Below are 15,258 nucleotides of genomic sequence, written 5' to 3'. Positions count from 1 at the left end.
TATGTGGCATTTAAATTGAACAGTTTAATTAAAAAAAGAATAAAATAATTAATTAATATATCAACGAAATTGAAGAAAACGCTACTTTTTTTATGCTTATGTTTAGTTTTAAGTTCTTGTGGTTGGTTTAACACTAAACCAGAGATTGCTACTGTACTTGCTGAACATTTCGACTACAAGCTCTATAACAAATTTGATACATTGTCGTATTATCCAATATTCAGTAAAAAATTGGACGATTTGAGCAGTTCTTTGTCCAACCCTAAAACTACAAAAGCTTTTTACCTATCTAACAAAAACAATCCAATTCTTATTACTCGCTTTTTTGCAAATGGAGAAATTGATTCGTTATTAAATTACTTACAATTTAGCAAAGCTGATGGAATAAATCCAGCATCTTTTAAGTTTAATGAGTTAGAAACACTAGTAAAAAAGTTAAAAGCCAATAATTTTAAGAGCATAGACGAAGTTTATCCAATAATTGCAGAATTAGAAATTAAAACTGCCGATGCGCTATTGAGATATACAACATTTATGAATTATGGTGTAATAAATCCTCGAAATATTTTTAATAGGTATTATATTAAGGTTAAACGCCCAGATAGTTTAATGTTGGATTCTGTTTTAAAAACGAAAAATATGTTTGCAGTACTTAAAAATGCTCAACCAACTGCTAAAAGCTATTTAGAATTAAAAAAATTACTGGCTCATTACCGAGATAGTTTGGGCGATGAAAATGATTTATCGATTCAAAAGATAAAATTAAATTTAGAGCGTTTACGGTGGCAAATCCCCATAAAGACTGAAGAAGTTGTAATGGTAAACATACCAGATTTCTCTTTAACATGGTTTAAAAAAGATGATACTTTAGCGCACATGAATGTATGTGTTGGCGGTAAAAGAGAGGCAACCTACACAGAACGGATGAAAACTTTTTTAAGAACTGGTAGTTTAGATGATAAACCAAAAAATCATGAAACACCACAATTGGTAAGTGTATTTAACGCCGTGCAGGTTAATCCAGTTTGGAATATTCCGGTAAGTATTGCACAAAGTGAAATTTATTGGATGGCCAGAAAAGATCCCTATTACCTATCTAATAGCAATATTAGGGTTTATTATAAAGGTAAACAGATTTATGAACCAGATACCATACAATGGAATAGATACGCTAGAGAAAAATTACCTTTTACATTTAAGCAAGGTTCTGGTGAAGGGAATGCATTAGGGAAATTTAAATTTGTTTTCGACAATAGCTCAAGTATTTATTTACACGATACCAATAATAAATATGGTTTTAAGCTTAAAAATAGAGCAATTAGCCATGGTTGTGTGCGGGTAGAAAACCCATTAAAATTTGCAGAGTTGATGGTAAAGGATAAGTACCAATATGATCAGCTAAGGATGGAAGTAAATTTGCCGCCTATTGATACCAATAGAAATAAGCAATTTCAGAAAATATTGGCGAAGAAAAATGATAGTACAAAAGTTTTTCGATTAAAGCCATCGTGGTTTGCTACCCGAAAAAATGTAGCTGTTGTAATTGGTTATTATACCGCATGGGCGGAAAACGGCAAAGTACAATTTAGACCAGATGTGTATGAATATGATGGGATATTGTGGGATGCAATTAAAAAATACGTTCGATAATAGTAAGAAATTATGGAAGATAATCATACTGAAGATTCATTAGGTGATAGCCCTGAAGAAAATTTGCATATCGAAAACGAGTTGTTAAAACTTAAAATGCAAGCAGAATTGGGTGCGCTTTTTCATTCAGAAAATGATTTGCCACCAGCAATGGAAAATATGTTTTTAAAAAATATTTTGGCATTTCATCAATCAGCAGAGAATCAAAAAACGATTAAAATTTTCGATAAAATATCAAATCCTAAAATAAAAAAGGCAGTAGATTTAACTGATGAGCAAATAACCGAAGAATTGGCTGCTTTAAACTTGCTTTTGGAAAATAATAACATTGAGGTTTCTTATTTGTACGAATATGATAACCGTAAAAAGTATGTGTTTTTAACGGAAGAATTATTTGATGTTGAAATTGATGATGTAACCATAGAAGGAATGAAAAACCATTTCATTTATGAAGAATTTCATCCAAATCACGAAGCTGATATTAAAAAACAAGCAGAAGTTTTTATAAATGCATGGTTTAACCAAACAATAACTACAGATAATTGGGAATTGAGCGATGAATTTGTTTTGCCAGAAAGAAAGACTTTAAGCAAGCAACAAGTTGTTGATCAGATTCACAATATTTTTAGCTTATCTAGCAGATTTATAAATGGGAGGTATGATATTATAGATACCAGCTTTCAATTAATGGATAATGATAGGGGAATGGGTTATGCAGAAGGAGCTTTAGGTTATAGAGTTGTTTTAGCCAATGGCGAAACAGAAGTGATAAGTGGGCCTTTTAAGCTTTATTTTGCCTTAGAGTATGGTTATTGGCAAATTATACACCTAGTTTTTCCAGGTTTTTCTTATTAGGATAGTGGTAGAAGTCGCTGTTAAAATGATGTAATTTTTAGAAAATGTTAAACCTTTCAAAAACAAAGAAATAAATTAGCAGAAATAATCTTAATTTTTCAAACAAAATAGACTTAAATTTTATTTTAGTCTATATGAAATTCACATCCAACTCTAAATTTAAAGCTTTCAAGTTTCTTTTTCTTGTAGCGGCATTTTTAATCATTTTCCAATCTTGCAAAAAAAGCCACTCAGATATTGGTGCAGTTGTTTTTAAAGAAACAAGAAATAAGATCTTTAAAGACATAGAAACAGAAACTTTTATCTCGAAGTTTAAAGAAACCTTTGCCAAACAGCAAAGTAAATACCGCAACCCTAAGTTTTTAAAAGCTTTTTACGAGGCAAATGATTTTGAACCAGTTTTGCTGATGAAAAATTTGCAAAAAGATAAATTAAAAGATGCAGTTGCTGTATTGAATAGTGCATCAAATCACGGTTTAGATCCAGTTATATTTAAAACCAATGAGCTAAATGAACTTATTGAAAAAACCTACAATAAAAAAGAAATCAAAACACTCGATGAAGCTTATCAAGTTTTAATTGATTTAGAGCTTTCTGCGGCAAACTCTTTAACTAATTATAGCAATGCCTTGCAATTCGGTATAATTAGTCCGAGGAAAATTTATGCGCAATACTATACTGCAACTAAAAGGCCCGATAGTAATAGCTTTTTGCAAGTTTTTCAAACTAATGATGTTGTTGAGTTTTTAGATAGCATTCAACCTAAAGAAAATCAGTACATCGCTTTGCAAAAAGCTTTAGCAAATAAAGCTATCCTGCCGGGAAGTAATTTAGAAGAAACCGAAAGAGTTTTAAAAGTTAATTTAGAACGTTTAAGATGGAAAAACCTGCCAACAGAAGATAAATATGTTTGGGTTAATATTCCAGATTTTAAATTAGATGTAATGGATGGAGGGAAATCTGTATTAAATATGAAAGTTTGTGTAGGCGAAGGTAGAGAGTTGGGCAGTAAAGATAACTTAGTAGAATACGATGAAAATGATCTAAAAAAAGATAGGCCATTTAATAGAGAAACACCACAATTAAAAAGTCTTATTCACAGTGTTCAGGTTAATCCGGTGTGGAATATACCAGAAAGTATTGCTACTAACGAAATTACTAAAGACGCGGCAAAAGATCCTTATTATTTAGCAAATCATAACATCGATGTTTTTGAAAACGGACAGCTAATTGAAGATCCAGAAACAATAGATTGGTCGGCAGCAGATGCAGGCAAAAAATATGCGTTTAAGCAACGTCCGGGAGATGATAATTCATTGGGTAAAATAAAATTTCTTTTTCAGAATGAAAGCAGTGTTTATTTGCACGATACTCCTGCTAAGGCTGCTTTTAACAAAGAAATGAGAGCTGTTAGTCACGGTTGCGTGCGAGTAGAAAAACCGCTTGAACTTGCTGAAGCCTTATTTGGCAAAGGAGCTAAATATGATAAAATTAAAACGGGTATGGTAAGTACAGATCCGGTAGCAACTGATATTGGTTTGCCTAAACAAATTCCTGTTTATTTAGCTTATTTTACCTGTTGGGCAGATGCTAGCGGAAACCTTCAATACAGAAAAGATATTTACGGATTGGATATTGTGCTATATACCCACTTACAAAGATTAGCATAATTAAATCCTTCTTAACTAAATAGGCACATAGAGAATTTTCTATGTGCCTATTTGTAATTTATAATATCGTTGTACTAATCCATCAAATGAGTGGTAGGATCTGCGGCAAAATTAGCTGCAAAAGCATGGTCTAAATACTTTGATGAATATTCATTTACGCTTTTATTGATAAATAGTACGGTTTTATCACCAATGGTGTTTATTACTTGATCTGCAACTTCAGGTGCTACAGCTGGGCAACCTTGGCTTCTGCCTAATCTACCTAAAGCGTTAATGGTTCCTTCGCTAACATAAGAAGCTCCATGCACTACAATTGAACGGCTTCTGGCATTGTCATTAAAACCTTGATCCATTCCATCAAGCTTAAGCGAACGGCCATGTATACCTCTGTAAACCTCGCCAGTTACGTAAAAACCTAAGCTACTAGTAAACGAATCGTTTTTGTTAGAAAACTTTATCGCGTCATCAAATCCACTGTTCTGACCATGGGCAACCCAGGTGTTCAAAAGCATTTCTCGCTTTGCTAAATCTATAATGTACAATCTTTTTTTCTTGCTAGATTGATCAAAATCTGCAATAGATAAAATAGACTTATCAGAAAGTTGACCAGCTTTTTTTAAGTTATAAAACCCTGTAACCGCTTTTTCGAAAACAGAAAAGTTTAAACCAGCCTCTTGCAAATGCGCAGCACTATATAAACTACTAATGTAATTTGTATATAAACTGTCGGTACTAACGATAGGGGGTGCAGCTGGTGTTTTTTCTGTTGATTTGAAACTGGTAATGGTTAAACAGAAAGCGATGGATAATAATCCAGTTATTCCTAAAATGTATTTTCTCATAGTTTTTCGGTATCTCGTTCACAATAATCTTTAGTATGAGTTTGTTTTATAGGCTCTATTTTTATTTGTATATCCAAATATAAGCAAATATTAACTTTTAATTAAATGTTTAATTTTTAATTACTTTATAGTGACTTATATAAAACGCTGTAAATTAGTGTTTTAAATTATTTTAGTGTTTTAATATATTGATGATTTTTTTCGTTATTAATTATTTTTTTCCGCTCAATAAGGTTACAAGTCGTAAGTTTTCGTTTACCAATTCGATAAACTGTATAATTTTTCTATCTTTGGTTTTTAATGAATTTCCTGTATCCGGGCTTTCTTTTTGCACTTTTTACGGTTGCCATACCGATAATCATCCATTTATTCAATTTCCGGAAATTTAAGAAGGTTTATTTCAGCAATGTTGCTTTTTTAAAGGAGATTAAAGAGCAAACATCATCACAAGAGCGACTCAAAAATTTACTTATTCTACTGAGCAGAATTTTAGCAATCCTATTTTTAGTGTTGGCTTTTGCAAAACCCTACATCCCAAATCAGCAGAAAATTGATACAAGTAAAGGAAATGTTGTAAGTATCTATATCGATAATTCTTACAGTATGGACGCTGTAAATAAAGAAGGAAGTTTGTTAGATGAAGCCAAAAGAAAGGCAAAAGAAATAGCAAAGGTATTTGAGATTAATGACAGGTTTCAAATATTAACTAACGATTTTGAAGGAAAACATCAGCGCTTGCTAAATGCAGATGAATTTATTTTGGCAGTTGATGAAGTTAAAATTTCATCCGCTAGTAGAAAACTGAATCAAGTATTGGATAGGCAACAAGCTATTTTTAAAGGAACAGCTAATCGCTTTGTTTATGTGATATCAGATTATCAAAAAGGTTTTGCAGGGCAGGATTTGATTAAAACAGACCCCAATACAAATATTTCGTTGGTTAAATTGGCAGGTAATGATTTGCCAAATGTGGCTGTAGATAGTGTTTGGTTGCTTTCGCCTGTACACCAAGCTAATACAACAGAAAAATTGGTAGTACAACTTAAAAATTATGGAAACGAGGATGCAAAAAATATCTCCGTTAAACTTGATATTAATAATCAGCAAAAAGCAGTTAGTAGTTTTAATATAGCTGCTGGCCAAAAAGCATTAGATACACTTTCGTATAGCGGGTTAGCTTTAGGCTGGCAAAAAGGAGTAATCGGTATTAAAGATTTTCCTTTAACTTTCGATGATCAATTAAATTTTAGCTTTAAAGTTAGTAAAGAACAAAAAGTATTAGCAATTAATGGTTCGCAAAGCGGAAAATATATTAGGGCTTTATTCGGGGCTGATCCCTACTTTAATTTAACAGAGATGCCCGAAGCAAATATTAATTATTCTGCTTTACAAGATTATAGTTTAGTGGTGTTAAATGAGTTAAATAGCCCATCTAGCGGATTGGCACAAGAACTCAAAACCTATGTTGCAAATGGCGGGTCACTGATTATCTTTCCAGATTTAAATGCTAATCTACAGCTTTATAGCTCATTTTTAACAGCTTTAAATCTTCCAGCAGTTGCTGAATTAAATAATACACCCTTAAAAGTTAATGCTATTGAACTTAAAAACCCATTATTTAAGGATGTGTTTGAAACTTTGCCGCAAAATTTAGATTTACCTCAAGTTAATCGTTATTTCAGCTACGCTGAACGTAGTAGAAGCAACAAAGAAAACTTATTGGTCTTACCTGCCAACAAGCTTTTCTTTTCGAAATTTACAAATGAGAAAGGTGAGATTTTTTTATCGGCAACTGGTTTGGCAGCAGAAGATAGCAATTTTGCTAAACACGCTATATTTGTGCCGTTGCTTTACAAAATCGCTTTTGCTAGTGTTAGAGCGCAGCCCATTTATTACCTTACCACACAAGATCAGGATGTAGAATTAGAGAAAACAACTATCGGAGCAAATCAATCTATAAAATTGGTTGCTGATGATTTTGAGATTATTCCCGAAATTCGCCAAACTAATGGTAAAACACTCTTGTATACTGCAGATCAAGTTAAAAGAGCTGGTTTTTATGATGTAAAAAAAAGTGATTCAACTTTATCAGTGATGGCATTTAACAATAATAGAGCAGAATCTGATATGCATTTTGATGATCAAAAGCAATTAGAAAAACTTTTTGCGCAAAAACAAGTTACATTTTTAGATCCTAAAAGTGATAATTTATCTACCTCAATTACAACAAAAAATAATGGAACCGAGTTATGGAAACTTTGTCTAATTTTGTCATTAGTTTTTATAGCAATTGAAATATTATTAATCCGATTTTATCATACTCAAACTTATAAAAATTCATGAACCTCTTAGTAAAGGGAATTACAATTGCAGATCCTAACAGCCAATTTAATCAACAAATAACTGATGTAAGAATTGAAAATGGAAAAATTGCAGCCATATCAAAATCTTTATCACCCCTAAAAAACGAAGCTGTTTTTGAAGCAGATGGTGCAGTTCTTTCGCCTGGATTTTTCGATTTAAATTGCATGGTTGGCGATCCGGGTTTAGAGACAAAAGAAGATATACAAACAGCAACAGCCGTAGCAAAAGCGGGTGGCTTTACAGGATTGGCTGTATTACCAACCACTAAGCCAGTTGTACAATCTAAGGGAGAGGTGGAGTATATCCTTAACCGAGCTAAAGGAAATTTGGTTGATGTTTATCCGATAGGAGCAATTAGCAATAACTTAGAAGGCAAAGAATTGGCCGAGCTTTTTGACATGAAAAATGCTGGCGCCGTTGCTTTTTCTGAAGGTAGTAAAGCCATTGCAGATGATGGTTTTGTGAGTAGAGCCTTGCAATATTGCTTAGGTTTTGGTGGTTTGTTAATGCTTTGTCCCGAAAATAAATCTATTGCTGGTAAAGCACAAGTTAATGAAAGCGCAAATAGCGTTTTATTAGGGATGAAAGGTGTGCCGGCATTGGCCGAAGAAATGCAAATTTCAAGAGATATTTTTTTGGCTACCTATCACAATGCACCCATTCACATCAGTAATGTTTCTACAGCTGGTGCAGTGGCTTTAATTAAAAAAGCAAAAAAGGACGGCGTTCAAATCACTTGCGATGTTGCTGCTCATCAATTGATATTTACAGAAGAATTATTAAATGGTTTCGATAGCAATTATAAAGTAAAACCGCCGTTGCGTGGCAAAGCCGATCAAAAAGCGCTGATTAATGGTTTAAAAGATGGAACCATTGATGCGATCTCATCACAACATCGTCCGCACGAAATTGAGTTTAAAGATGTAGAATTTGAGATTGCTGCTTATGGAATTATCGCGTTGCAAACAGTTTTACCAATATTAATAAAAGCTGGACTAGATGCTACTTTAATTGCTGAAAAATTGTCAATTAATCCTAGAAAGATATTAAACTTATCAATCCCATCGATAAATGTTGGGGAGAAGGCAAATTTTATAATTTATAATGCCTCACAAGAATGGGAATACAATTCAACGAATAACTTTTCTAAATCAGCCAATTCACCTTTATTAGGTAAAAAGCTAAAAGGAAAAGTTAATTTAGTTTACAACAACAATCAATATCAAAAATATGAACAGTAGTGTAGAACAGGCTTTAATCGCATCTTTAGATCAATTTGCGGCCGCTAACCAAATAGAATCTTTAGCAATTGAAGAACGATTAGTTGATGTTTTTAGTAAAGACATGAACTTTTTAGAAAAGGTAGCCGAGTTTGACGAGGTTTTTGACGAGCATCCAAAATTTGATGAATTGAGAGAAGTTTTCTTTGATTTATTGATGATTAACTTTTTTACAAGTGATGTTAATAAATTAGAGGAAGATTACTTGGAATCGAGAGAATGGGAACAGATTGAGGAAGATACCATAGATCGTGGAACAGAATTGTTGAATTTGTTATTGTATATTAACGAATGCCACGATGAAGAAATTAAGCCAGGTTTAGAAGATTTCTTGAAAGAGTTTTTATTGGTAGAAGAAGATGAGTTTCAAGATGAATTTCATATTTATGAAGATTTAATTAGCAACCAACAGTTAGCCGAAAGTAGCGTAGAAGATATTTGTAGCAATGCCGATTTGTTAGAGCTTAGCGAAGAAATGGAAGAGCTTTTTGTGCCATTTATGACTTTCTTTTTGCAACCTAATACCAGTGAAGCTGTACAACAAGATTTAATTAATTTTAGTAATAACAAAAGCTTTGATGTTTCAGTATATACTTTAATTACTACTTTTAATAAAAATAGATAAACCTAAAAACTAAATAGAAATGGAAACTACTACAAACTTTAACCTTAAAGCAGAAGCTTTAAAAAACGGTGCAATTTGGGGTGCAATTAATATTGTAATCTTTTTAGTTACCTGGTATATTATGCCAAGCTTAATGAGTTCATACATTTATGCAGGTATAACTATTGTAATCGGAATTACTTTAGCGGTTTTTTTCTGCATCGATTTAAGAAAAAAAGCAGGTGGGTACTGGAGTTTTGGAGAGGCATTATGGCCAATTTTTGCTATGTTTTTAACCTCAATGGCTATTGTGTTTGTATTTACTGTTTTGTTTGGCAAGTTTATAGATCCAAGTTATCCAGTAAAGATGAAAGAACTTTCATTAGCCAAAACGGAAGAAACTTACAGAAATATGGGTATGGACGAAGAAACGAGTGCTAAAGCTATGGAGATTGTTGAGGAAAGTTTAGATAAACAGTTTTCACCTACTTTTAGTCAAGCTGTTACAGGTTTTGGAGTAGCAGCAATAATGTACTTTGTTGGTGCCTTAATATTTGCTTTGATTTTTAAAAAATCGAATTCAAATCCATTTACACCACTTAATGATGAACAAGTAGAAGTGCAATAAATAAAGAAACATAAATTCATAACGTGCAAGTTTTATCAAAATATTTGATGAAATTTGCACGTTTTGTTTTATACAAACCTCGTAGGTTTTTAAAACCTACGAGGTTTAAACCGAAAAAATGGATATATCAGTTGTAGTACCACTATATAATGAAGATGAATCGTTGCCTGAGTTAGTTGCTTGGGTTGATAAAGTAATGGTCGAAAATAATTTTTCGTACGAAATTGTATTGGTAGACGATGGCAGTACAGATAAATCTTGGCAAGTAATTACACAGCTAAAGGAAACTTATGCTACTATAAAAGCAGTAAAGTTCAGAAGAAATTATGGCAAATCTGCCGCATTAAACGTTGCTTTCGAAGTAACGCAGGGCGATGTTGTAATTACCATGGATGCCGATTTACAGGATAGTCCGGATGAAATACCAGAATTATACCGCAGAATTAAAGAGGAAGGATACGATATCATTTCTGGCTGGAAAAAGAAACGTTACGATCCGATTACAAAAACTATCCCTACCAAATTGTTTAATGCGGCAACACGCAAAATGAGTGGCATCGAATTAAATGATTTTAACTGTGGTTTAAAAGCTTACCGAGGTGACGTAGTAAAAACCATAGAAGTTTATGGCGAAATGCACCGCTACATTCCGGTAATTGCAAAATGGGCTGGTTTTAGCAAAATTGGCGAGCAAGTTGTAGAACATAGAGCTAGAAAATACGGGACTACAAAATTTGGGATGAGTAGATTCATCAATGGTTTTTTAGATTTACTATCTATCTTTTTTGTTGGTAAATTTGGCAAACGCCCAATGCATTTTTTTGGTTCATTAGGCGTGTTAAGTTTTGTTTTGGGGATCATTATGGCAATTTACATTATGGTAGAAAAGCAAATTTTAATCTACAATAACCATTCTTACCGAAACGCCACAGACCAACCCTTGTTTTACTTAGCATTAGTTGCCATAATTGTAGGTTCACAAATGTTTTTAGCAGGTTTTATAGCCGAATTGGTTGGTCGCAATGCACCAGAAAGAAATCAGTATTTAATAGAAAAAGAAATTATTTAAGCTAAAAGACTAAAGCTAAAAGCATAAAGCGCTTTGGTCTTTAGTCTTTCGGCTTTCAGCCTCAAGACATGTTTTTCTCCATCATCATACCACTTTACAATCGCCCTCAAGAAATTGATGAGCTTTTACTATCCTTAACTAAGCAAACTTACATGCAGTTTGAGGTTTTGGTAATTGAAGATGGTTCTGTAAATGATGCAAAGAATATTGTAGCTAATTATGCAGATGAGCTGGATGTTAAATATTTTGTAAAACCCAATGCTGGTCAGGGTTTTGCCCGAAATTTTGGTTTCGAAAGAGCAAAAGGCGATTACTTTATAATTTTCGATTCTGATTGCCTCATTCCGGAAGATTACCTCGAAATTGTAAAGAATTATCTCTTTGAGCATCAATTAGATGCCTTTGGCGGACCAGATGCTGCACATACTACCTTTACTTCAGTGCAAAAAGCAATTAGTTACGCCATGACATCTCCATTTACAACAGGTGGTATTAGAGGAAATAAAAAACACATCGGACAATTTCATCCACGTAGTTTTAATATGGGTGTTTCTAGAGAGGTTTATGAGAAAGTTGGTGGTTTTATCCTTACCAGACTAGGAGAAGATATTGAGTACAGTATCCGTATTCATGAAAATGGATTTAAAATTGGACTAATTCCTGAGGCTAAAGTTTACCATAAAAGACGAACAAGTTTTGCTCAATTTTACAAACAGTTGCACTTTTTTGGCAGGGCTAGAATTAATATTTACAAACACTTTCCAAAAGAACTAAAAGCAGTGCATTTTTTTCCGGCAGTATTTGTGGTTGGTTTAGGGATATTATTGTTATCTAATGTATTTTATCTCCCATTGGGATACGTTTGTAATTTCTTTTTCTTGCTATTTTTTGTGTTGATATTTTTTCACGCTTGGCAAGTCAATAAATCAATAAAAATTGCAATTTTGAGCGTTATTGCATCATTTATACAACTTTTCGCCTACGGTTTAGGTTTTATACAAGATTTTTTCAAAAGAGTTATATTTAATCAATCATGATCGATTATTTAAAAGAAAGTACTTTCGCAGTTAAAGATGTTATTATGCAAGCATGGAGGGTAACTCGAGATAATTATTTCTCTATTGCAACCCTATGCTTTTTGATTTTCATAACGGCATCAACCTCTACTTTTATGGCCTTTTTTATGGGCGATTTAAATGTAGGAATCAGGATAATTATGCTTTTAATTTTTGTAATGAGTTATTGTGTGGTAGAATTATGTATGATCAAATATATATTCAGGCTACTAGATCACGAAAATGAAAATGATATTAAGATTATTGATACTTTGCCAACACGAATTGAAATAGGGAGATTTTTAGTTGGAACCGTATATTTCGGTATCAGTATATTTTTTGTGGTGATTTTGCTGATGCCTATATTATATATTTTAGATTTGATTTTAAAATTTGCAGTAAATCAGGGTTTGATTGATAATTTTACGTTCGCAGGGCAAATTATTGTTAACATCGCAGTAGCAATAGCTATGCTAAGTATCTTTTTTACCTTCATCAGGATTGTATTTTTTCCATTTTTTATCATTGATAAACATAGTACGCCATTCGAATCTATTAAGCTAAGCTTAGCAACTACTAAAGGAAATTTTATTAAACTATTATTTATTTTGGCGGGTTTGGTTTTGGTACAAGCAATTGTTTTTGGGTTTTTCTACATTGTTGTTTTAACAGGTTTTCGTTTGGTAAATTACTTTTTCGATTATGATATCAATCAATATGTATCTTTAATTGTTGTTGTGTTTAGTTCGTTTGTAATTGTACCATTTACTACGGCTTTTTTTGCTGTGGCTTATAGAAAAATAATGAGCGAATACAAAGGAGATGAACATCCTGATATTATACATAATTTGGTTTAAACCCTATGGCAGTTTCAATTGAGAAGTTATTAAGTAATTTGAATAATTTTGCTGATTTAGGAAGACAAAAAGCATTCGAATTAGGTAATCCTTTTTATTACCAAGAAAAAGGTGATGAAAAATATTGGAGAAAAGAGTTGCCAAATGGTGAAGTTTATTTAGTAATATTTGAAGTGGAATATGATGAAGAGAATCGTCCAGTTAGGATTGTTGATATTTTTGAGAAACTAATTGATTAAATGATTATTCAACCAGAATTATTTGTAGTAACTGGGCCAAATGCAGCAGGTAAATCTAGTTTTATAAGAAGTAGATTGAACGATTTTTCTGACTTTGAAATTATCATGACTGATGTTTACAAAGAAAGAACAAGGGAAGTATATTCAAATGCAATTAAATTAAGAAGGAATATCGTATTTGAAACCGTATTTAATAATTCTTCTTTTACGGCATTAATCGATGAAGCAAAAAAAGCAAATTATAAACTAAATTTAATTTTTTTATTTTTAAATAGTCCTCAGCAATCATTAAATAGAGTTGCATTAAGATATTTGGAACAAAGTGGATTAGAAATTTCCAAAGGTAATGTAGAACTGAATTTTACAGAAAATTTTAAAAATATTTCCTCCTATCATTACCATTTCGATAGAGTAGATTTTATTTATACTGGTAACAAAAATCAAAATGAAAATGTATTGACTTTGTATGGTTTAGAAGTAATTTCTTATAAAAAGAATGATTATAGCTTTTTACAGTATTTTGCACAATATGCCTTTAGCAGAGATAAAATTTCTAAAGAAGCATTTGACGTAATTGTAAACAATATAGATTTTAGAAAGGAGAAGCCTCTTTAGGGTTTTGGGGTTTATGGGATTAAAAGCAGCACTAAGTAAACCATTTGCTGCCTTTGTAGTTAAAGGTATCAATAAATGGAAAAAAAATGCATTAAAAGCACAAGAAGAAACGCTACAATATCTTGTTAAAACTGCTTCACAAACAGCATTCGGTAAAGATCATCAGTTTCAGTCCATTCAATCTTATCAGGATTTTAAAGCTAATGTACCCGTTAGAGATTATGAAGATTTAAGACCTTACATAGATCGTGTTGTAGCTGGCGAAAGCGATGTGTTATGGAAAGGAAAACCCGCATATTTTGCCAAAACATCAGGTACTACCTCAGGCGTAAAATACATTCCAATTTCTAAAGAATCGATGCCGGAGCATATTAAAGCTGCTCGTAACGCATTATTAACTTATATCCATGAAACGGGCAAAGCCGATTTTGTAAATGGCAAGATGATTTTTTTACAGGGTAGCCCGATTTTAACTAAAAAGAACGGAATAAACGTTGGCCGCTTATCTGGTATTGTAGCTCATTTGGTGCCTGCGTATTTGCAAAAAAACAGATTGCCATCTTATCAAACCAATTGTATTGAAGATTGGGAAGAAAAAGTTGAAGCCATTGTTGGCGAAACTTTAAATGAAGACATGACATTAATCTCGGGTATACCACCATGGGTGCAAATGTATTTCGATAGGTTAAGTGAAAAAGCTAACGGCAAAAAGATCAAAGATATATTTAAAAACTTTAGTCTTTTTGTTTATGGTGGAGTAAATTACGAACCTTATCGTGCTAAAATTGAGGCAAGCATTGGAAAAAAAATTGATGCCATAGAAACTTATCCAGCATCCGAAGGTTTTATTGCTTATCAAGATTCGCAGAGCGATAAAAGTTTATTGTTATTGGCAAAAGCCGGAATTTTTTACGAGTTTATTCCAGCAGATGAATACTATAATGAAATACCAACACGTTTAAGTTTAGCTGAGGTTGAGCTGGATAAAAATTATGCATTAATTTTAAATACTAGTGCAGGTTTATGGGGTTATAGCATAGGCGATACGGTTAAATTTGTGTCAAAAAATCCTTATAAGATTTTGGTTACAGGAAGGATCAAACATTTTATATCCGCCTTTGGCGAACATGTAATAGGAGAGGAAGTTGAACAGGCTATTTTATCGGTTGCTAATACCGAAGGCATAGAAATTACTGAATTTACTGTAGCACCGCAAGTTAATCCGCCAGATGGCGAATTACCTTACCACGAGTGGTTTGTAGAGTTTGCAAACGAACCAAAAGACTTAAAAACCTTTAGCGAAAAAGTAGATTTAGCTTTACAAAAGAAAAACATTTACTATTTTGACCTCATTGAAGGAAAAATTTTACAAAAGTTAATGATTAGGTCATTAAAAAAGGATGCATTTGTAAATTACATGAGAGCAGAAGGAAAACTCGGCGGACAAAATAAAGTGCCAAGGTTAAGCAATGATAGAAAGTTAGCAGAGGTTTTGGAGAAATATACTAGATAATTTGTCATTCCGAGGAA

14 protein-coding genes are annotated in these 15,258 nt (G+C 32.6%); 13 read left to right on the top strand and 1 reads right to left on the bottom strand.

Annotated elements, in window-relative coordinates:
• Positions 1-69: 69 nt before the first annotated feature.
• The 3 genes from FA045_RS12570 (at position 70) to FA045_RS12560 (ending at position 4,175) form a co-directional block, all read left to right on the top strand.
• Positions 70-1,650: a L,D-transpeptidase family protein gene (locus FA045_RS12570; RefSeq protein WP_136877438.1), complete on the top strand. Its 1,581-nt coding sequence runs from the start codon at positions 70-72 to the stop codon at positions 1,648-1,650.
• Between the two features lie 12 nt (positions 1,651-1,662).
• On the top strand, positions 1,663-2,505 hold the full coding sequence (locus FA045_RS12565; RefSeq protein WP_136877437.1) for a hypothetical protein: 843 nt from the start codon (positions 1,663-1,665) through the stop codon (positions 2,503-2,505).
• A 134-nt stretch (positions 2,506-2,639) separates the two neighbouring features.
• Complete coding sequence (locus FA045_RS12560; RefSeq protein WP_136877436.1) at positions 2,640-4,175, top strand: L,D-transpeptidase scaffold domain-containing protein; 1,536 nt, start codon at positions 2,640-2,642, stop codon at positions 4,173-4,175.
• Between the two features lie 74 nt (positions 4,176-4,249).
• Here the strand turns inward: FA045_RS12560 and FA045_RS12555 are convergent, their stop codons facing one another.
• The gene (locus FA045_RS12555) at positions 4,250-5,017 is read right to left on the bottom strand and encodes a murein L,D-transpeptidase catalytic domain family protein (RefSeq protein WP_136877435.1); all 768 of its coding nucleotides are present in this window, start codon (positions 5,015-5,017) and stop codon (positions 4,250-4,252) included.
• Between the two features lie 300 nt (positions 5,018-5,317).
• Here FA045_RS12555 and FA045_RS12550 point away from each other — a divergent pair, with 300 nt between their 5' ends.
• The 10 genes from FA045_RS12550 to FA045_RS12505 all read left to right on the top strand — a co-directional run bounded on the left by FA045_RS12550 (position 5,318) and on the right by FA045_RS12505 (position 15,241).
• Positions 5,318-7,360, top strand: a complete 2,043-nt coding sequence (locus FA045_RS12550) for a BatA domain-containing protein (protein WP_136877434.1) — start codon at positions 5,318-5,320, stop codon at positions 7,358-7,360.
• Positions 7,357-8,622, top strand: a complete 1,266-nt coding sequence (locus tag FA045_RS12545; RefSeq protein ID WP_136877433.1) for a dihydroorotase — start codon at positions 7,357-7,359, stop codon at positions 8,620-8,622. The genes FA045_RS12550 and FA045_RS12545 overlap by 4 nt, the downstream gene beginning before the upstream one ends.
• On the top strand, positions 8,612-9,286 hold the full coding sequence (locus tag FA045_RS12540; RefSeq protein ID WP_136877432.1) for a hypothetical protein: 675 nt from the start codon (positions 8,612-8,614) through the stop codon (positions 9,284-9,286). The genes FA045_RS12545 and FA045_RS12540 overlap by 11 nt, the downstream gene beginning before the upstream one ends.
• Before the next feature lie 19 nt (positions 9,287-9,305).
• Positions 9,306-9,893: a DUF4199 domain-containing protein gene (locus tag FA045_RS12535; RefSeq protein WP_136877431.1), complete on the top strand. Its 588-nt coding sequence runs from the start codon at positions 9,306-9,308 to the stop codon at positions 9,891-9,893.
• Positions 9,894-10,011: 118 nt separating this feature from the next.
• Complete coding sequence (locus FA045_RS12530) at positions 10,012-10,962, top strand: glycosyltransferase family 2 protein (protein ID WP_136877430.1); 951 nt, start codon at positions 10,012-10,014, stop codon at positions 10,960-10,962.
• Between the two features lie 68 nt (positions 10,963-11,030).
• The gene (locus FA045_RS12525; protein ID WP_136877429.1) at positions 11,031-11,999 is read left to right on the top strand and encodes a glycosyltransferase; all 969 of its coding nucleotides are present in this window, start codon (positions 11,031-11,033) and stop codon (positions 11,997-11,999) included.
• The gene (locus tag FA045_RS12520; protein ID WP_136877428.1) at positions 11,996-12,874 is read left to right on the top strand and encodes a hypothetical protein; all 879 of its coding nucleotides are present in this window, start codon (positions 11,996-11,998) and stop codon (positions 12,872-12,874) included. Before FA045_RS12525 ends, FA045_RS12520 begins: the two co-directional genes overlap by 4 nt.
• 5 nt (positions 12,875-12,879) lie before the next feature.
• Entirely contained in the window at positions 12,880-13,113 is a 234-nt protein-coding gene (locus FA045_RS12515) for a hypothetical protein (protein WP_136877427.1), read from the top strand.
• Positions 13,114-13,728, top strand: coding sequence for a zeta toxin family protein (locus tag FA045_RS12510; RefSeq protein WP_136877426.1), 615 nt, complete (start codon positions 13,114-13,116; stop codon positions 13,726-13,728).
• Between the two features lie 13 nt (positions 13,729-13,741).
• Positions 13,742-15,241: a GH3 auxin-responsive promoter family protein gene (locus FA045_RS12505; RefSeq protein ID WP_136877425.1), complete on the top strand. Its 1,500-nt coding sequence runs from the start codon at positions 13,742-13,744 to the stop codon at positions 15,239-15,241.
• Positions 15,242-15,258: the final 17 nt, after the last annotated feature.

Source organism: Pedobacter cryotolerans (assembly GCF_005116475.1).
In the GTDB taxonomy this organism is placed as follows: domain Bacteria; phylum Bacteroidota; class Bacteroidia; order Sphingobacteriales; family Sphingobacteriaceae; genus Pedobacter; species Pedobacter cryotolerans.
The sequence above is the reverse complement of the archived record's forward strand: the minus strand, read 5'-3'. Positions and strand labels throughout refer to the sequence as shown.